Genomic DNA, 19,446 nt, shown 5'->3' with positions numbered 1-19,446 from the left:
TGAAAAGCAGTCTAGCCAGGTTTGGACATTTTTCCGGAGGAATCGCCGTAACGCTGCCACAGGTGCCAGACCCGCAGTGCGGATTCCAGGGGGACGAAACTCAGCGGGTTCTCGCCATCGCTGTGGTGCGGTCTCTCCAGCAGCCGCTCGTTGAGGGCATGCGTATCCAACCAGGGACAGGGGCGCCGGAACACGCCATGTCGGGCTTGCAACGCCAGCAACCGTCGGCATGCCACCAATTGATCCAGCCGTTTTCGCTCGTTGACCGGATCCGCCTTGCCGAGTTGCGGGGGGAGTACGTCCTGCAGTGCATGGCGATAGACGCCGCGTGTCACCCCCTTCTGCCACAGCAGCTCGCGCGGTAGTCCCAGGGTGAAGTCCAGTAGCCTTCGGTCGGTGAGTGGATACCGATAGATAAGACCATGGGGCGCGGACCAGCTCGACCAACTGGACATGCGGCTCGCCAGATGCCCGTTCTCGAGCAAGGCGATCTGGACGTCCCTCGGGTCGGCATACTCGCGCCAGGCCGGTCCACGCTCGTACCGCACCCGGTTGAAGCGTTCGAGAAACTCCCGCCGCGCGAGCAGTGAGAGTCGATCGGTACGGACGTAGGGCGACCAGTGCGCATAGATGGCGTTCGGCATCAGCGGAAGCCAGGCCTCTAACCACAGGAAACGGGCCAGGCGCCGCAAGTGGCGCAGGCCACCGGCGCGCTTGCGCGCCATGGCGACCAGGCGCAGCCAGTGGCCTCTCTTGAGCAGGTAAGCCGGGTAGCCTCGCGTACCGAAGGTCGAGACTTCATCGCCCCCCCAGCCGGACAAGAGTATCCGGGTGCCTCGCCGAGCCGCTGCCGTCATGACCGGGAGCTCCTCGAACAGGTCGCAGTGCCCTTCCACGGCCATGTCTCGCGCCAGGAACACACAGTAGTCGGCCCCCGTCGCGATGGCATGGTGGCAGGCGATCTGCTCCCGTTCGCAGACCCCGCGGATGATCCGACGCTCATCCCGGGAGTTCTCGGAGAGCGGATAGCGGTCGCTCACCGGCGGTGCCCAGGTATAGCTCATGTCGAGTGTCCGGCCCTGGGCCTGCAGCAGGCGGCTCGCCAGGATCGTCACGCCGGTGGAGTCGAGTCCACCGCTGATATGGGCGCCGACGGGGAAGCGTGTCCTCAGCCGAGCGGCCACGGCGGTGTCGAGAAGTTCACGGAAGTGCTCATGGTACTCCTGCCGTCTGGTGTATCGAATATCGGGTGCTTCTCTAGGTCGCCAGTAAGGGCGCTGCTCCAGGCCGTTACGGTTCACCGCGAACCAGTGGCCTGGCATCACTGGATGGATATTCGCGAAGAAGGACGTCTCCTGGGGATTGAGGGGCCAGATCAGGAAGGAGGCCACGCGCTGTTCGTCGATGGCGAAGGCCAGGTCACGATGGGCGAGCAGCCCGCGGACATCGGTGGCAAAGAGAAACCGGCCTTGGCTGTGGCAGAAGTAGAGGGGGCGGGCGCCGATGTGGTCCCGGGCCCCGAACAGAGTTCGGGTCCGGGCATCCCAGATCACGAAGGCGAAGTCGCCTGCCAGGCGTGACAAGCACTCGTGCCCCCACCGTTGGAATGCCGCCAGGACGATCCGGCTGTCCGGCGTGGACGAGCGCGCACACCTGGCGATACCAAGCTGATCACAGAGCGTGTCCCGGTTGTCGATGATCGCATCGGAGACGATCACCAGGCCGTCCTGGGCCAGGGGCTGCGCCTCATGGCGAGACTCGGGGGTGGTCTCGAGATGCCGGTAACCCAGGCCGACGGGGCCCTCGGTCCAGTGGGTCGCGCCTGCCGGGCCATAGTCGGCGAGGGCATCGAGCGAGGCGGCGATGATGCGTGGATCAACGGGCGCTTCGGATAAGTGGAGACGGCCGACGATGGCACTCATGTCGACTCAATCCTCTACCGGCTGAGGGTGGCGCCGGACATAGCTCGATACCGCGGTGAAACGCTCGCCGGTGTCTCCGAGCACGGTCCGACCATTCACCTTCAGCCAGGCATGTGCCTTGATCACCAACTGGTTGTCCTCACCACGCTCGGTCAGAGTGCCCAGCACCAGACTGGTCGGGACGTGTCGCCGGCTGAGCATCCACTGCGCGGCCATGGCCTGCATCAGGCAGGTATAGCGTCCACCGACAGTGCGGTTGGTGGTCCTCACCGCCCAGCCGACGTCATACGCGGCCTGTGTCTCGGGCGTGGCGGGAGGGTCGGCCTCGCCCGGCGCGGCTTCACCCAGCCAGGTGGACCAGAACCGGAACGGCATGAGCCTGACCAGTAGCCAGGCCAGTGGCAGCCCCACGGCCGCTTCCACGAGGAGCCCTCGGCGGGCGGGAGCGAGCTGGAGGAACTTGCGTAGACTCTTCACGGCGTCGGTTCCGAGCGCGCGGGCGCTGCATCGATCCGTGGCCCGCACAGTGCAGACTCTCCGGGCATGGTGCAGGTGCCCGGCTCCCACGGCAGCCCCGGCTGCCCTGTACCAGTGTAAGCCGAAACATGGTTCGACGTGGCTGCTTTCCGTAATTATGCTAACATAAAGTTACAAAGTGGGGCGCCGGTTGCGTTCAGTTCCCGGCATGTCGAAAACAGCGTTCCGAGATCGGGTCTTCGACCAGGGCAGGCTTGCCATGTCTCCACCGCGCCTTCATCCGCCACTCGATCCGGTGCTGCAGCTGTTGCTGTTGCTGGCCCGCCTGGAACTCGACGATGCTCAGTCCCAGGCAGCACGTGCGCTTTGCCAGCGGATCACGGACTGGGCGCGGGTGACCCATGAGGCGAGGCAGCGCTTCATCCTGCCGGTGGTGTATCGACACCTGCGGCTGCTCGAGGCGGAAGGGCTCTCCCAGGACCAGTGGCGTGACATGAAGCGCGATTGTCTCGCCGTCATCCAGCACAACCTGTTCATGTCCGCCGCGCAGCGGCAATTGCGCGACGAACTGCTGGTTCCCCTCGGCATCCCGCATCTGTTCTTCAAGGGGCCTAGCCTGGCGGCGCGCTACTATGACGATCCGGGGTTACGATTCTGTCGGGATATCGATGTGCTGGTGTCACCCGAGCAACTGGTCGGCCTTCTCCAGGCTGCAGTGGACAGGGGCTATACCCCCTATATGCCGAAGGGGCTGGGCCGGGATCCCGGTGGCTTGGCCTTTGCGGCGAATGTGCACCGGGTCGTGTCGCTGCTGTCCCCCCAGGGGGCGCCGATCGAGATCCACCAGCAGATCGATGGTTCCCGGATGCTCTATGCCACAGGGGCGCTGCTGGACGATGCCGAGCAGCACACGCTGGACGGTACCCCGATGGCCGTCATGCCCACCGCGGAGCTGTTCGTCTATGCGTGCCTTCATCACACTCGCCACCATTGGTCGCACTTGCACTGGTTGATGGACATCGATGCCATCCAGCGGCATGCGAGCTTCGACCCGGAGGCGGTCAAGGCCTGTGCGATGCGGCGCCGGCTCGGCACCACGCTGGAGGCCAGCCTGGAACTGTATCGGGTGCTCTCGACTCCCGGCCCATGGGATGAAGCCACCATTTCCCGGAATGGCCGGGACTTGCTCGGGGCCTGCCTGACGGCGCTCCAGGGCGGCTGGGAGGAAGAAATGGCGCTGCGGAAGACGAGGATGTCGAAGGACTTCGCGTTTGCCTGGCAGGCCTCCCGGCGACACAGGCTGCATGGACGCATGCAGGGCATCCTGAAATTCCTTCTCCCGACCTATGCCGATTACCACCGGTGGCCACTGCCCCGTCGCTGGCAGTGGGTCTATCGCTTGAGCCGACCCATCCGGAAGACATACTCACGCATCACCACCGGCCGGCGGCGGCCATGAACGGTTGGAGCCGTTGCAGTCCATGAGCCGGCTCGACGGGGTGTTCGCTCCCTTCCTCTCACTGCGTCGCATCTTGCCGATGCTGTGGCAGAGCAGTCGTTACTGGACGCTGGCAGGCACGGTGCTGATGGCCCTGGAGATACTCTTCGGGCTGGCCGTGCTCTATCTGCTCAAGCAGTTGGTCGATGTGGTCACCATGATGCTGGGCAGCGAACCGTCGCCGAGTGCGACGCGGACGGTGTTATGGTCCGTGGCCCTGACGGGCGGCTGCACCCTCGCGTATCTGTCGGCGCGGAGCATGGCGAGCCTGGCGAGAGAGGCCCAGGGGCTGCTGATGGCCGAGCATATCGATCACGAGATCCATGTCCGGGCCGTGCGAGCCGACCTCGCCTTCTACGAGAGCCCACGCTACTTCGATACCCTGCAGCGGGCACGCGAGGCCGGCAATCAACGTCCGGTGCAGGTGGTCGGAAACCTGATGATGCTGATCAAGAACTGCGTGATGTTGGCCGCCATCACCGGCCTGATCGTGACCATCGACTGGTTGTTGCTGCCGGTGCTGCTGGTCGCGATCTTGCCGGCACTGCTGGTGCGAATTCGCTTTACCCGGCAACTCTACACCTGGCAGCGTCGTCGTACCCAGATGGAGCGTCGTGCCGGCTATCTCGACTGGTTGATGACCTCCGATGTCAATGCCAAGGAGCTGCGCCTCAACCAGTTGGGCGACTACCTTCGGGAGCAGTACACCGAACTGCGGGGGGTGATCCGTCGCGAGCGCCTGCGTATCACCCGGCGACGGACACGGGTCGAACTCGCTGTCGCGAGCATCGCGACCCTGGCCTTCTTCGGTGCCCTGGCCTTCCTGGCGTGGCAGACCGCCGAGGGGCACAACAGCGTTGGCGACCTGGTACTGTTCCTGCTGATCTTTCAGCGCGCCCAGTCCATGGGCCAGGAGCTGGTGCAGCAACTGGCCCGGCTCCACGAGGACCACTTGTTCCTCGGGCTGCTGTTCGAGTTTCTCGATATCCGCCCGGTGATCAGTCAACCCGAGCATCCCGTTCCGATACCCGAGCCGCTGCGGGAGGGGATTCGCCTGGAAGGGGTGACGTTCTGCTACCCGGGAAGCGACATCCCGGTGCTGAAGGAGATCGACCTGGCCATCCGTCCCGGTCAGATCGTCGCCCTGGTGGGTGCCAATGGCTCCGGCAAGACCTCATTGGTCAAGTTGCTATGCCGGCTCTATGACCCCGTGAGAGGGCGTATCACCCTGGATGGCAGCGACATTCGCGATTATGGCCTGGTGGAGTATCGCCGCCTGTTCAGCGTGATCTTCCAGGATTACGCGCACTACGCGGCATCGGTACGCGACAACATTCGCTTCGGAGACATTCGACAGCCTGCCGAGACGTCTCGCGTCGAGGAGGCCGCGGTGCGTGCCGGTGCCGATGCCTTCATCCGGGAGCTTGCGCAGGGCTACGATACGCGCCTGACGCGCATCTTCGACGAGGGCCAGGAGATCAGCATCGGACAGTGGCAGAAGATAGCCCTCGCCAGGGCCTTCATGCACCACTCGAGCGTTATCATCCTCGACGAACCGACCAGTGCACTGGACCCTGGAGCAGAGTTCGAGCTGTTCGAGAACTTTCGTGAGCGCATCGACCACCGAGCCGCGCTGATCATCAGCCATCGCCTGTCGACGGTGCGCCTGGCGGATGTCATATACGTCCTGGACAAGGGGGTGATTAAAGAAACCGGGTCTCATGACGAGCTGATCGGTCAACAGGGCATCTACTGCGAACTTTTCAGTCGCCAGGCGCACCATTATCGGTAAGGGAACATAAACGAGAGGACAGCAAAAAAGCCACCCGGGACACGCTGCGCGACGCAGTCGCTCCGGGTGGCTGTCCGAGGTTTCGCCCGGTGCTTCCCCGCCGACACGTGATGCTGTGCCGGACAAGCGGCTCAGCTCATGCCGAAGTTGGGATCTCCCGGCGCATTCGGGTTGCCCGACCGCACTTCAGAGGGGTTTGACATTACACCACCCAAGGTTTCCTCGATGCTGATTTTCGTAAGCTCGGGGGATATCCACGTACGCTTCTCTTCACGGTGTGTACTAGTGTTATCCATTGCGGCAGTCCTCGCCTGGGAGGGTGGGCAGGTATCGCGTGAGTTCAGGTTGTCATTCTTGAAGATAGTTTTTCCAGCACAAAGACTCAAGCCGTTGAGTTGCTGAAGTTCATGCCATCTATAGTCTCAAAATTATCATGAAGGGGAATGAGACACTCGCCATGCTAACCTGATTTATCCATCGAAGCCCGGGGAAAATCGTGCCGCTGGTGCGTCGGACATTGCTGTCCAGCTGTCCTGGTTCACGACTGCGCTGGTATCCAGGCGGGCAGGGGGAGTCGTCGCACCCTTGGCGGAAAGGCGAGGGCTGCTGTGTGTCTCGCTGCCCCGTGTGGGGATTACTCAACTAGTGTCAGTTTCTCGAGTTTAATAATGAGATATGTGAAGAAAAAGTATGAGGAAAATAAGGAATGCAGTTCCTCCTCACTCTATGTAATCTTATGTAGCTAAAGGTCGATGTTTCGTTTCATGTGCCACTTTCATGGAAAAAATGGCCCGCTGGTCCATATCATATATCTGCGCATGACGGCTTCGGAGAATGCCACGTGAAGACTCCCGGGCGGTAGCGTGTCCAGGACTGCACTATATGACCTATCTGTAGCGTGTCCAGGACTGCACTATATGACCTATCTAATGCATACGACATGACGAAAGGTGCGGTTAATCTCGGGATATACGAAATAAACTGGTTCCATATGATGAGAAAATTGGGGGAACCTGGCCGTCACACGGCATGACATGCCGTTCAACCATGATGGCTGGAAGGACCAGTGATGCTTCCGCCTATCCCCCGCCGCGGCGGGACAGCTACCCAGCCCCCGGCTGCCCTGCGCTGGCAATGAGCGCATCCTCTGACCGAGGCCCTGGCCCGGGCCGGTGGCGTCGATGACGAGCTGGCTTCGCACCCTCCCGGCTTGTTCATGAACCGGGTCACGCCCAATACCAGGGCTTTTCGATGTGAAAGGCCTTGTCCCTAGCGAAAAGTGGTAATGACCATGTCCAATTCAATTCAGCGTGACTCAAGGGAAGAGGTGATCGATCTTGGTCGAATCTTCGGCATCCTGATTGATCACAAGTGGCTGATTGTATCCGTAACGTTGTTCTTCACGCTATGTGGTATCACCTATGGAATGATGGCGACTCCCATTTACCAAGGCGATGCGCTAGTACAGGTCGAGCGAAGGTCTACCGTGAGTCCACTGGGTGATCTGAGAAACGTCCTTGGTGAAAGCAATGAAACGAACACCTCGGCTGAAGTGCAGATTCTACTGTCGCGCATGGTGCTGGGGCAGGTCGTCGATCGACTGGGGCAGGATACGACCATACAGCCTGTCACGGTTCCGATCATCGGTGAGTACATAGTGCGTCGCGGAATCAAGCGGCCGGAATTTCCTCTCGCCATTCCGTATATCGGCGACTATGTACTGAGAAGCGGTATTCCACAGCCGGATTTCATGAAGCGATTGCCCTATGTATGGGGCGGGGAGAGCATCGAGGTGGGGCGCTTCGAGTTGGCCGAGCAGTGGCACGGTCAGGATATCACCGTGGAACGCGATATCGGCACTCGGTACCAGGTGCTGATCAATGGTCAACCCGTCGGGAGCGGCGCCCTGAGAGAGGTCAGCACCTTCCTCGATAACCAGCTCTTGCTGCGCATCGATGCCTTCGATGCCCCCCCGGGCGTGCAGTTCACTCTGAACCGGCGCCATCGCGCCTCGGCCATAGGTTCCATCGGAGGCCGGCTGGAGGTCGCCGAAGTGGGTGGGCGAAGCTCATCGACCGGGATGCTGCGTCTTACCATGACCGGCCCCGATCCAGAGGAGATATTGCGCTCGTTGGATGCCGTTGCCGAGACCTTTCTGACACAGAATGTCGAGCGGCAGTCGGCCCAGGCCGAACAGAGCCTGGCCTTTCTGGGAGAGCAGGTCCCCGAACTGCGCAGCCAACTCACCCAGGCCGAGCAGAAACTGAACGGCTATCGAGCGGAACTCGATAGCGTGGATCTCTCCAGTGAGGCTCAGGCCGCCATCCAGCGCTATATCGATATCGAAGGCCGCCTCAACGAGCTGGAATTCCAGGAAGCGGAGCTGGCACAGCGCTATACCTCCAGCCATCCCAGCTATCAGACCTTGCTCAGACAGAAGCGACATCTGGAGGGCGAGCGCGCCGAGTTGAACGCCCGGGTGAACGAACTACCCGCCGCTCAACAGGAGGTGGTGCGCATGACGCGTGACGTGGAGGTAACACAGGCGATCTACGTCAACGTCCTCAACAAGGTACAGGAGCTCGAGGTCGCCAAGGCGGGCACCATCGGCAACGTGAGAATCATCGACCGGGCACAGCTCAGCGGCTTGATTGCCCCGAGAAAACGACTGATCGTCATCCTGGCTACCCTGTTGGGGTTGATGATCGCCATCGGCAGCGTGATGCTGCGTTCCCTGCTTCGCCAGGGAGTGGAGAGCCCCGACCAGATCGAGGCGGCGGGTCTCCCGGTGTATGCCGCCATCCCGTTCTCGAACCATCAGCAGAGCCTGGAGCGGCGGGTCAAGAAACGGGGCAGTCATTCGCCCAAAGAGATCATGGCCGGCGTACTGGCCGACCGGGATCCAACCGATGTGGCAGTGGAGGCGATTCGAGGCCTGCGCACAAGCTTGCATTTCGTCATGCTCGAGGGCCGCAACAACCGACTGATGATCACCGGCCCCAGTCCCGGTGTTGGCAAGAGCTTCGTATGCATCAACCTCAGTGCCGTGGCTGCCAAGGCTGGCATGAGAGTGCTGCTCATCGATGCGGATCTGCGCAAGGGGCAGATTCACCATGCGTTCGGCAAGCAGAGCGCGGATGGGCTCGCCGATTATCTCGCGGGGCAGGTCTCGCTGGATGACATCATCCAACCCACCGGCATCGACGACTACTGGCTGATCACGCGGGGCACTGCGCCGCCGAACCCCTCGGAACTGCTGATGCATCCGCGCTTCGCCGAGACCATGCAGCAACTCGGGGAGCGATTCGACCTGGTCATCATCGATACCCCGCCGGTGCTGGCCGTGACAGACGCCAGCGTGGTCGGTAACCATTGTGACACCACCCTGCTCGTGGCGCGCTTCGAAACCAACTCGGTAAACGAGATCCTGGCCGCCAAGCGTCGCCTGGAAAGCAATGGACTGGAAGTCCAGGGAGTGATTCTCAATGCCATGGAGCGCAGGGCCTCCTCGGCTGCCGGGCAGTATGGCGGATATTACTTCTACCAGTATCGCTAGGCCCTCGGTCTCGCCCTGAAGGAAGCGGCTAGCGTCGAAAGCGACCATGCGAGTGCCGCACCGATCGAAAACCTGCGTGGTGTTCATGGCGATTCCGGACAAGACAACTCATGCGAAAAAGAATATCGAAGGGGATGGTGTGGACGGGAGTCAACCTGGTCGTCAACAAGGGATTGAGCCTGTTCGTCAAGCTCGTCCTGGCTCGGCTGCTGCTTCCCGAGCAGTTCGGGCTCGTTTCGATGGTGCTGGTGGGGTCCGGGTTTCTCTCTATATTCGCCGATCTCGGCATCCAGAAAGCACTGATCCAGCGCAAACGTGACAAAGGATCCCTGCTGCGTTACGACAGCGCCTTCTGGTTCCTGACCATTACCGGCGGCTTGATGGTCGCCTTCATGTGGGTGGTTGGCGTTCCGTTTCTGGTCTGGTTCTACCAAGAGCCCCTCCTGGCTCCCATCGCGATGGCCTTGAGTTTCAGCATCTGGGCAAAGGCATTATCCACGATCCCACAGGTACGACTGACGCGTGTAATGCAGTTCCGGTTGCTGGTACTGGCTGAAATGGTCGGAGTGATGACGGCCTCCATCGCGGCCATCGGCCTCGCTCTGGCAGGTGCCGGGGTATGGAGCCTGGTCGCAAAGACGCTGGTCGCCAGCCTTGTGACCCTCATGCTGCTGTGGCGATTTGCCGCGTGGCGACCGAGATGGCGTTTCAACCTTGCTGTCCTGTACGACGTGAGAGGGTTCAGCGTCTACACGCTAGCGAACAGCACGCTATTCTTCCTTCGTAAACATATGGACGTGATTCTTGTAGGCAAGCTACTGGGCGCATCGGCCCTTGGCTTTTACACACTGGCCTTTACTCTCACAGAAGTCATGAGGCTACAGATCTATGCCGTTGTTAACAAGGTGCTGTTTCCAGTGTACAGTCGCTTGCAGGATGATCCCAGTGCCATCAAGCCCTATTATATGGCTGTGGTCCGTTATACTACGCTGGCCACCTTTCCTTTCGCGATGCTGTTGATTCTCTACGCCGACCTGCTGATTCCTTCACTATTCACCGAAACATGGAGCGAGGCGATCGCCCCAGTACAGATTCTGGCCCTAGCCAGCATGATCTTTTCGATGTCGGGGGCGCCGGCTGAGGTGCTGAAGGGGCTCGGGAAACCGCAGGTAGCCTTTAGAATCTCCTTTCTCAATACGACTTTTGTTGCCTTGCCGGCCATATGGCTGGGAACGCTGTGGTTCGGCCTTCAGGGGGCGGCCTGGGGCGTCGTACTGCATTACACGGCATCGAGGATTGCCCACCATGCTGCGATGCGCCGTGAAATAAGTGTAAGGGAGCATGACATCATGTTTGCATTGCTTCCGGCCTCAGCGGGATCGTGTGCAATGTTGTTGCCGTGGTGGTTGGAGCTCAATGGACTCGGTTGGGAGTGGAGAGCCTTGATGTCTATTGCATGTTATGCGGCTCTGGCCGTGCCTGTGTTCTTCTTGTTTTCGGAAAAGAGCGGCCGGCACAAGAGCAAGACAGCCCTGATCATGGGAGGGGGGAAGGCTCAGAAAAGATAATGGTTTTCGTGCCACCAGCTGCAGTGATTGACCACGGTGATTGCCTCGGATGTCGAATAAATGAAAGTCCAGTCATCCATGTCGTCGATCTCGTCACTTCCTGACGAAGTATTTTCTTTCTTCTGTTGCTGGCCATCGCCCGGCATCCCGAACGAGAGCACCATGTATCCTTGGTCGGGAGCAACGAGTTTTTCTTCCTGGCGTACAGGTGGAATTAATGGAAAAGAAAAAAGTTGAGATATCAGTCATCATACCGACTTTTCGTGACTGGGCGAGGCTAAAGACATGTCTAGAGGCCATTGAAAAACAGGATGCGTCTACGCCAAGCTATGAAGTCATTGTCGTCAACAATGATCCGCTGGACACTCCCCCCGAGGACTTTTTCTTGCCGAAAGGCTTCCTGATGATAGACGAGAGCAACCCAGGATCCTATGCGGCTAGAAACGCGGCTTTGAAGGTTGCGCAAGGGACGATATTAGCTTTTACGGATTCAGACTGCATCCCTGGCTCGGACTGGTTGTTGAATGGGACGAATCATTTAAAGAGAGGCGTAGATCGTGTGGCGGGACGCGTCGAGCTTTTTTTCAAGGGTGACAGGCTGTCATGGGCCGAGGTTTATGAAAAGGCATTTGCTTTTCGCCAGAAAAAAAATGCTGCCAAGGGGGTTTCGGTGACGGCGAATTTATTTACATGGCGAGTTGTCATGGACGAGGTCGGTCATTTTGATGATCACTTGATGTCCGGGGGAGACATTGAATGGAATCGACGCGCTACAGCAATGGGAAAAACAATCGCCTTTGGAGAAGACTGCGCCGTCTACCATCCCGCAAGATGCACGGTTGACGAGCTGGTAGGCAAGAAGAAAAGAGTGACAGGGGGGATGCATAGCATTAATGGATTCGACAAGAGCCGACTATGGAGAGGGTTGTTTCCACCGGTGAAAACCCTGCCGGAATTGATGGAAAACAAGAGCTTGAACGCTCGAGAGATAGCGGTTGCCTTCCTGGTTTATTATTATCTAAAGGTTTATGCAATCTATCTGTTTTCGAAATTGGAGTTGAGGATTGAAAAGCCGAGCAGAGTTTGATGAAGGATGCCGATGGCTTTGCCGGGCGATATCCGCCGCTGCCCGCAGGCGCGATCCTTGGGGATTCATCTCGCGAGCTGCTTCACTATATTAGGTGCCAATCGAGGATGCCAGATTATGATAGTTGAATTGGTAGGCCTGCCGGGAGCTGGAAAAACCACATTGGCGCGCATGGCAAAAAAGAATATGGAGGAAGCCGATCACCTGGTGATCAGGGAAGACTTGCATGCCAGGAGTATCGATTTTCTGATTGATCATGGGGCAAGAGGCAAGGGGAAGAGTTCGCGCTTGATAAGGCTTGTAAACTTGTTTTTCAAGATGAAAAATAGATATGGATTATGTGATTATGCAAGGATGGAGAGGGCGATAAGGCAGAGCATTTTCAAGGAGATGGTCAGCGGCCATTATAACCTTGCCGCCCATGCTGCTTTCTTGAAGCAAATGGATAAAGTCAAGGAAATAAGTCAGGAAATATATGATCAGCGGATACAGGTGCTGGCCGATATGATTTATTTAACATCATACATCAGCGAGGACGATTTTGTCTTTCTTGACGAGGGATTGTTCCAAAGGATGGTGGCCACTCTTGCGCTCATAAAGCAGTATGATAATGATACGTGCTTTGATGGGGTTTGGGAGGCATCGCAGTCCAACTTTGTCATCTTTCTTGATGTCGATCCCGAGGTGGCCCTCGAGCGACATCTGAAAAGAAACAAGAGGCTGGCTGTGGCCGAAATGAAGGGGCAGGAAGATTTTTTTCATACAATGCGAAAGGAAATCATCAATCAATTGGGCATGATACCCGAAAACATGAAAAGAATAATAAGCGAAGCTGATGTCGATTGCTGTCCAAGAGAGATGCTGTATCAAGCACGGAACACCCGTTTTCCCTTGTTCAGGCCGTCAGATATCTACCGGTGAACACAAGAGGTAGACATGCAATGAGAGTCAAGAAGTTACTGAAGCGCCGTTTTGCAAGTCTTCTCGGGCGACCCGCCACTCATCGTCGTTTCATTGATCACTCTCTTGGCGTGACTGGTTTCTTGAAGGTATTGAAAGAAAATGACGTGAATTATGTGGTGCTGCGCTGGTTTGAAGAACTTCCCGAAGTGTCGCCTGGGGAAGATATTGATATTCTGGTCGCGGATGAAGATGCTGAAAGAATGACATCTTATGTCGGTGTTGATGAGAAACGCCAAGATATCCCTTGTGACATATATAGCGTCAGCGGCTTGCCGGGAACAAGCTCACATGGCATGGCATACTACCCCGTGGCTAGTGCCAGGCAGATCTTGAATAATGCCATATGGTGGAGCGACTTGGTTAGAGCCCCTGCCCCTGACGAGCACTTCTTGTCAATGTGTTATCATGCCGTGTATCACAAGGGGTACATGTCAGGGCTGCCTTCGAGTGACCATGAGTTGAACAAGAAAGTCATTTCCCCCAGGGATCACGATTATGCAGGAGTGATCGAGAGGTTGTACGAAAACTCCAGCTTCAGGTTCGATGGCTTTGAAATGACACTTGAAGGCATCGATGGCGTCCTGGAGAAAATGGGTTGGAGGCCTGCTACTGATACACTGGAAAAGATATCACAGAAAAACCAGTGGGTTAGGGATGCTCTTTTGTCGACATCGACTGAGCTGCCCGCTTATTTGAAGGGGCTGACTGTGTTTCTCGTCAGAGAGAAGGGCGTTGACTATCTTTCCAGAATAAAGGAAAAGCTTTTTGTTATTGGGTTTGACCATATTCTGGAGGGAGAGATCTGCGCCGATCGAGTTCACACTATTGCAGAAAACATACGTGGTGGGAACTGGGGGAAGGGCCCCTGGGCTGTAAGTGGCGGTCTGCCTGTCTATTATTTCGTGACCATTGATGTAAAACCAATCGTGCCGAGTGGTGAAACGATACAAGAACATGTTGGCCTGGATAATGACAGGATACCCTTGGCAAAGCGAACAATAAGAGCAGTGTACAATAATGACAGGGCGCCCGAGGAGCGCTGTAATATCATACACTCTACGGACCATGCGGCCCAGGCTCTTGAATACTTGGAGTTGATAAATCCTGATTGTATTAGCTATGTTCAGGAAGAAGCAAGAAGGAAGCATATAGCATTTCTCACGCCGTACGAGGTCATCGAAGACCTCAGCAAGCATGCCCGCAGAGCCAAGGTCGAGTTGATCAGTTTTCACGGAATGAAAGCCATCTGCAAGACATTCAAAGAGGGTAGAGAACGCTATCTTCAGCGTGAAGTCACTGCCAGAGACATCGGGAGAGGTGTGAATGAAATTTCCAGTATTCTGGAGGTTGGAGATAACTATATCGTTATAGAGTTTTGTGGCGGCTCAATTGACAGGGTCTCCAAGCTTCGCCCACTGTTTCATAAAAACAATTATCTTCCGATCTGGGCGATTCAGAAAATGAAGAATATCATAGTGCATTACAGGTCGCGCGGGTACGAATATGTGGATTTCAATCCTCATAATGTGCTTTTTGACTCGGAGAAGGGTTTGAAAGCAATTGATTTCGAGTTTCTTCAGAAGGCCGATACTCCCTCGGATACACTGGTTGGTAATTTTGCTTGGTACTCGGCACCCGAGGGTTTCGAAGGGGATTATCCCCAGTTGCGAGACAAAGAGAATCTGTATTGGTCGAGGTGGTTTGGCTACACGGGGTTGCCGCTGTTCTTTTGTATTCATGACTTTCCCCCGCTGGTTCTTCACGCTGTCAGGGGAGGGACTTTTTTTTATTTTTCCGTCAAGAATGCCGCAAAGAGATTGAAGTCTTCTCTTTGAAAGCTTGATGGAAGTGGATGGTTATGTCTTGCGCAAGGTGCTAGCTTCCCTGAAGATCAGTCATTATAGCCGCGGGATCACCCGCATTGGGAGTTTGATAATGCCATCAATATCCATTCGTCAGTACTCTCGCAAGAATAGTCAGTCCATTACTTGATGAGTTTGTTGCCGACCAATATCCTTGTCTTATGCAGGGCAATGGTCAAGCAACCACTATGACCGGAGTCGTGGGCTCATGAAGCCGCTTAGTTCACTCACCAAGTCCTTGACTACCATGGCCTTATCTCCATTGGTTCTGATGTCCTATCTTGTCGCAAAGAATCAATCCATATGGGTCTTTGGTGCCTGGCATGGCCATCAGTATGCGGACAATCCCAGATATCTGTTTGAAACGATAGCTTCGGAAGGTAGTGGCATCCAGCCCATATGGATTTCGAAATCGAGAAGCGTCGTCAAGGCAATCAATGATGATGGGTTTCGGGCATATTACTGGATTTCGCCAAAGGGAATATTCTATTCGTTGCGTGCCAGCGTGGCAGTGGTCAGTCATTCTGCCGATGATGTCAACCCCTATGCGAGCTACCGTGCAAAGGTCTTCAAGATAACCCATGGAACGCCCATGAAAAGAATGGGTGTCGATAGCAATGCTTCCCGCCGGAGCGGAGTGTCGAGTTTCTTCTACAGAAACATAAGGGAAAGAACGCCACAGCGGCGGTCACCCCTGATCGCTTTTGTTTCTTCCGAGTTGTCCAAGCAGCGTTTCGAGAGTGCCTATGCAGGAGGGAAGACGGTCGTGATAAACTCGGGATATCCACGCTGGAAAGGAATTCTCGAGAACCGAAACGTTCTGTGGCAAGTCATCGGGAAGGAGGCTAATTTAAGGCGAGGCGACGACTATGACAAGATCATCATGTATGCCCCGACACGCCGAGCCAGTAGCAAATTCAGGCTAAGAATCGGATCCGACTTCGCGGCGTTCGTTTCGAACGCTAACCTGAACGGATACTTTGTCATCTTGCGCCCCCACCCCTCCTTGATTGTCGATCTGGAAAGTGACGCTGCTCATCAATTGAAGGGAATGGGGTTCCTTGAACTCACATGCAAACAGCTGGAAGACATCAACTCTGCTCTGCATGATGTAGATATCTTGATAACGGATTATTCTAGCATAATATATGATTTTTGCATATTGGGGCGCCCCGTATTTCTTTACGCGCCGGACCTCGAAGAATATATTGCCGAGGACACGGGACTTTACGCTCCCTATGGAGAGTCCGAGCCCGCGCTGAAGATCGATTGCCTGGATGACGTGCTCGACGAGCAATGGATTGTGAATGCGACCAGCAAGGCAGCATATTTTCAGTCGCTTCACGAAAGGGGCAGTGCCATGGAGGCCTGCTCGAGGATCGTGAGAGACATCAAGGAGAACATCTAGCCAGGGGGTGCTTAATGGACAGCAAGAAAGATGTTACCGTCATCACATATGGAACCTTTGATATGTTTCATATTGGGCATCTTAATCTGATCAACAGATTGAGCGAACTCGGTGGTCGCTTGATCGTTGCTGTTTCCACGGATGAGTTCAATCGAGAAAAGGGCAAGAGGAACCTGATGCCTTATGAGCAGCGGGCAGCCATCGTCGGGTCGATAAAGAATGTTGATTTTGTCATTCCTGAAGAAAGCTGGGCGCAGAAGCGAAGCGATATTAACAAGTACGGAGTTGATGTCTTTGCCATTGGTGATGACTGGAAAGGTCAGTTCGATTTCCTTTCCGATATTTGCAGGGTCGTCTATCTGGAGAGAACGAAGGATATTTCCACCACGGAACTCAAGAAGTCGTTGAAGAATTTCCTGTCCATTCCCCATGAAGACTTGATTAAGGCGTTCGAAGTATTGCAGATGCTGAAGCAAGATCTGGAGTAATGGCTCATCACCCGTGCGTTCGAGGTTGTCATGGCGATTCCTGTGTCGAGGCTGCAACTTTTCTTCGCGTTTGTGGCAATTTGCCTCTCTCCTATATATATATTTTCAAGTGGCAATCCTCAACCCACTGACATGGCCTGGGCCATGTTCGTGATGTCAATGCTTTTGCTCTCCCCTGGGCATCTTGTTGCACAATTCAAGAAGGATGCCTTTTCTTTCGTTCTCGTATGCTTGGGTGCCTGGGTCGTCTTCGTATCTATCGTGAATGCTATCTATTATAACGATGGGGGGATCTTTCTCCCGGCCATATACTATGTCTATAATATACTGGTCGCGGTTTGCCTGTTGACATTCCTTGGTCGGCATGGCGAGCGATACAGGAAGGTACTTATCACTTCTATTGTGTGCGCTGTTCTGGTCGTGTTGTTATACTGGTCTTACGATGTGATGCTGAGTTCAAGGAGAGCAATCGGGCCATTCAATAACCCTAACCAGTTGGCGTATTTTTCTCTGCTCATGGCCGGCATGCTGATACTGCTGACCAAGGTGGAGAGGCTGGCCTCTACCGGTAATACGATCGTCCTGGGGGTGCTTACGCTTTACTTGATGTCCGCCGCTTCACTGACTGCCTTGGCGGCGTTCTTCATGGTGGCCCTGGGCCTTCTGTTGAAGTTGAAGACATCGTTCTCCAGGACGACGACGAGACTACTGGTCATCGCTCTGCTCCTGGTTCCTTTCTTTTATGCTGTCTTGTCAACCAGTTTCGGCAATGAAATACATCGCATGCTCTTCGGAAGAGTGGACCTGATCGAAAGGAAAATCGAAAATGTTGGCGATAGTCGTGGTTACAATCGGATACTGGAGTACCCTGAACATGTGATCCTGGGCGCAGGTGAACGTGGGAGGGACCGGTTTGGCTACCGACAGGAAATTCACTCGAGTTTTGCCACGATGCTGTTTTCCTATGGCGTGGTGGGGCTCATGCTATTCCTCGCCGTGTTATGGTTGAGCTTCATCAAGGGGCGTGCTCCCCATTTTTTCATATTACTCGCACCAGCCCTCTACTCTCTGACACACCAAGGGCTAAGGTTTACGCTGTTCTGGGTCTTTCTCGTCATTGTCTATTGGACATCGATGCAACTGGCAAGCAAGGCTGATGCCAGAAGGCGTAGCGCAACGGCTGACCGACGTGGATCCCTCGCTCATCTCGATCATAGCCATGCCTCGAAGATTGATCACTCATGAGAGTGACCCGTCATGAAGGACGTCTTGAACACTCCTGGCGTTACCGATTCATGCTGTTTCCATGGGGGAAACATGAATACCAGATGTGACGATAGCGCGTTGCCCCGGGAGGGACAGGTTCTGGTCATCTCGGGCGTCGACGGGGCCGGGAAATCCACCGTCGTGGACAACCTTCTGTCGATGCTGGAGGCGACGCGGCGAGTTGAACGAGTCAGCGCCGGCAAGCCCCAGGGGGGGAGGCTCGAGGCCCTTCGCAGTTGGCTGCGCAACAGCGACGGTGGCGGCACGAACGGAGGCGACCGCCGGCCACGGCACCGGGCGCGCATACTTCGCGATGCGCTGCCGAGTCTGGTGCTGGCACTGCTGCGCCTGAAGGTCTCTCGCCGGGCCCGTGCGCTGGCGCGTTCCGGGGTCACGGTGGTCTCCGATCGTTGGCCAACCCTGGAGCATGGCAAGATGGACGGGCCGAAGATCGCCACGGATCTACCGGGCCTGACCGGTGCCGTGCTGCGGGTGCTGGCCGGGTGGGAGATGGCGATCTACCGGCGCATGGAGCCAGCGGATATCGCCTTCTATCTCATCGTGGATGAACAGGTAGCCATCCAGCGCAATGCCGAGCGGGTCAAGGCCGGCAAGGAGAGCACCGAGGACATCGTGCGGCGGTATCGCGAGAACATCGACTTCCATCCCATCGCCCATCGAGTCGAGCGAATCGGGAACAATGGCACTTTGCAGGAGGTGTTGACGACGCTCGAAGGGCGGCTGGGGGGCCTGTGACGACCTCGGCCCCCTATATCGAGGCCTTCGGCAGCCCAGCGGTGGGGAAGTCCTATGTCACTCATCGGCTCGTGATGTCGCCGTTGCTGCGGCAGGCGCCCGTCCTGACCGAAGCCTTCCCGCTGGCGGGTAGCCGGAGGGTTGGCAGGGTGACGAGGAAGCTGTGCCTCAGCTTGCGCTACCTGCCAAGCCTCCTGTCACGAGCCGACGGTCTGGTGTCACTCGTTCGGCGCACACCCTGGATGAGTGCCGCCGGCGCGGTTCGGGCGCTGGCGAACTGGGTGCAGTTGCTGGCCATGATCCAGCACTTGCACCGCAAGAGAGCCCCGATTCTGCTCTGCCAGGGCATCTTCCAGGCGGTCTGGTCGCTGCGCTTTCGTGCCGAGCCACCGGCTGGCAGGGGCTTTCCGATGCGGGAATGGATCGAGTTCTCGCTGTCATTGATGCCGTCGCGCCCGATCGTCGTATTACATGTCGTGGCCGCGCCTGCCGTGATACGACGGCGGCAGGCCGAGCGCACTGATGGGCAGAGCGTCATGGACAGAAGCGGGCACGAGCAGGAGGCAGCCAGCCAGCGGTCGGCACACATCGTTCAGGAGATCCTTGCTGAACTCCTGTCGCTTGAAGCCGAGGGGCGGCTGCGTATCGTGACCTTCCGCAATGATGCCGCCGAGATGGCGCCCGACAGGCTGTCGTCTCTCGCCGTCGAGTTGGGGCTTGACGAGGGCAAGCCAGGAGCTGCGGTGAATGAGGGGGCGGCTGGCCTGCCTACGGCGCCGTGAAGCCACGCTCGCAACCGGGGG

General features: G+C 56.8%; 14 protein-coding genes. 12 read left to right on the top strand and 2 right to left on the bottom strand.

Annotated elements, in window-relative coordinates; all coding sequences use genetic code 11:
- Positions 1 to 11 precede the first annotated feature (11 nt).
- A complete protein-coding gene (locus C1H66_RS01140) occupies positions 12 to 1,922 on the bottom strand; it encodes an asparagine synthase-related protein (RefSeq protein ID WP_102626088.1) in 1,911 nt (636 codons plus the stop codon).
- 6 nt (positions 1,923 to 1,928) lie between these two features.
- Entirely contained in the window at positions 1,929 to 2,399 is a 471-nt protein-coding gene (locus C1H66_RS22425; RefSeq protein WP_170064059.1) for a lasso peptide biosynthesis B2 protein, read from the bottom strand.
- Positions 2,400 to 2,577: 178 nt separating this feature from the next.
- Here C1H66_RS22425 and C1H66_RS01130 point away from each other — a divergent pair, with 178 nt between their 5' ends.
- The 12 genes from C1H66_RS01130 to C1H66_RS01075 all read left to right on the top strand — a co-directional run bounded on the left by C1H66_RS01130 (position 2,578) and on the right by C1H66_RS01075 (position 19,425).
- Positions 2,578 to 3,858, top strand: a complete 1,281-nt coding sequence (locus C1H66_RS01130; protein ID WP_146010655.1) for a nucleotidyltransferase family protein — start codon at positions 2,578 to 2,580, stop codon at positions 3,856 to 3,858.
- Between the two features lie 22 nt (positions 3,859 to 3,880).
- The gene (locus C1H66_RS01125) at positions 3,881 to 5,689 is read left to right on the top strand and encodes an ABC transporter ATP-binding protein (protein WP_102626085.1); all 1,809 of its coding nucleotides are present in this window, start codon (positions 3,881 to 3,883) and stop codon (positions 5,687 to 5,689) included.
- A gap of 1,291 nt (positions 5,690 to 6,980) precedes the next feature.
- Positions 6,981 to 9,245 carry a polysaccharide biosynthesis tyrosine autokinase gene (locus C1H66_RS01120; protein ID WP_240618177.1) on the top strand — a complete coding sequence of 755 codons (2,265 nt, stop codon included), beginning with the start codon at positions 6,981 to 6,983 and terminating at the stop codon, positions 9,243 to 9,245.
- A gap of 110 nt (positions 9,246 to 9,355) precedes the next feature.
- Positions 9,356 to 10,813, top strand: a complete 1,458-nt coding sequence (locus tag C1H66_RS01115; RefSeq protein ID WP_102626083.1) for a lipopolysaccharide biosynthesis protein — start codon at positions 9,356 to 9,358, stop codon at positions 10,811 to 10,813.
- 217 nt (positions 10,814 to 11,030) lie between these two features.
- A complete protein-coding gene (locus tag C1H66_RS01110; protein WP_102626082.1) occupies positions 11,031 to 11,900 on the top strand; it encodes a glycosyltransferase family 2 protein in 870 nt (289 codons plus the stop codon).
- 117 nt (positions 11,901 to 12,017) lie between these two features.
- Positions 12,018 to 12,821, top strand: coding sequence for an AAA family ATPase (locus C1H66_RS01105; RefSeq protein WP_170064058.1), 804 nt, complete (start codon positions 12,018 to 12,020; stop codon positions 12,819 to 12,821).
- Between the two features lie 20 nt (positions 12,822 to 12,841).
- Positions 12,842 to 14,698 (top strand): protein kinase family protein, encoded by a 1,857-nt coding sequence (locus tag C1H66_RS22420; RefSeq protein WP_146010654.1) that lies wholly within the window; start codon positions 12,842 to 12,844, stop codon positions 14,696 to 14,698.
- 235 nt (positions 14,699 to 14,933) lie between these two features.
- Positions 14,934 to 16,133, top strand: coding sequence for a CDP-glycerol glycerophosphotransferase family protein (locus tag C1H66_RS01095; protein ID WP_102626079.1), 1,200 nt, complete (start codon positions 14,934 to 14,936; stop codon positions 16,131 to 16,133).
- A gap of 14 nt (positions 16,134 to 16,147) precedes the next feature.
- Complete coding sequence (locus C1H66_RS01090; RefSeq protein WP_102626078.1) at positions 16,148 to 16,621, top strand: adenylyltransferase/cytidyltransferase family protein; 474 nt, start codon at positions 16,148 to 16,150, stop codon at positions 16,619 to 16,621.
- 30 nt (positions 16,622 to 16,651) lie between these two features.
- The gene (locus C1H66_RS01085) at positions 16,652 to 17,866 is read left to right on the top strand and encodes a hypothetical protein (protein ID WP_102626077.1); all 1,215 of its coding nucleotides are present in this window, start codon (positions 16,652 to 16,654) and stop codon (positions 17,864 to 17,866) included.
- A gap of 72 nt (positions 17,867 to 17,938) precedes the next feature.
- A complete protein-coding gene (locus C1H66_RS01080; RefSeq protein WP_146010653.1) occupies positions 17,939 to 18,643 on the top strand; it encodes a nucleoside/nucleotide kinase family protein in 705 nt (234 codons plus the stop codon).
- Positions 18,640 to 19,425 (top strand): hypothetical protein, encoded by a 786-nt coding sequence (locus C1H66_RS01075; protein WP_102626075.1) that lies wholly within the window; start codon positions 18,640 to 18,642, stop codon positions 19,423 to 19,425. The genes C1H66_RS01080 and C1H66_RS01075 overlap by 4 nt, the downstream gene beginning before the upstream one ends.
- The last annotated feature ends 21 nt before the right edge of the window (positions 19,426 to 19,446 follow it).

Source organism: Halomonas heilongjiangensis (genome assembly GCF_002879645.1).
Lineage (GTDB): Bacteria > Pseudomonadota > Gammaproteobacteria > Pseudomonadales > Halomonadaceae > Halomonas > Halomonas heilongjiangensis.
The sequence above is the reverse complement of the archived record's forward strand: the minus strand, read 5'-3'. Positions and strand labels throughout refer to the sequence as shown.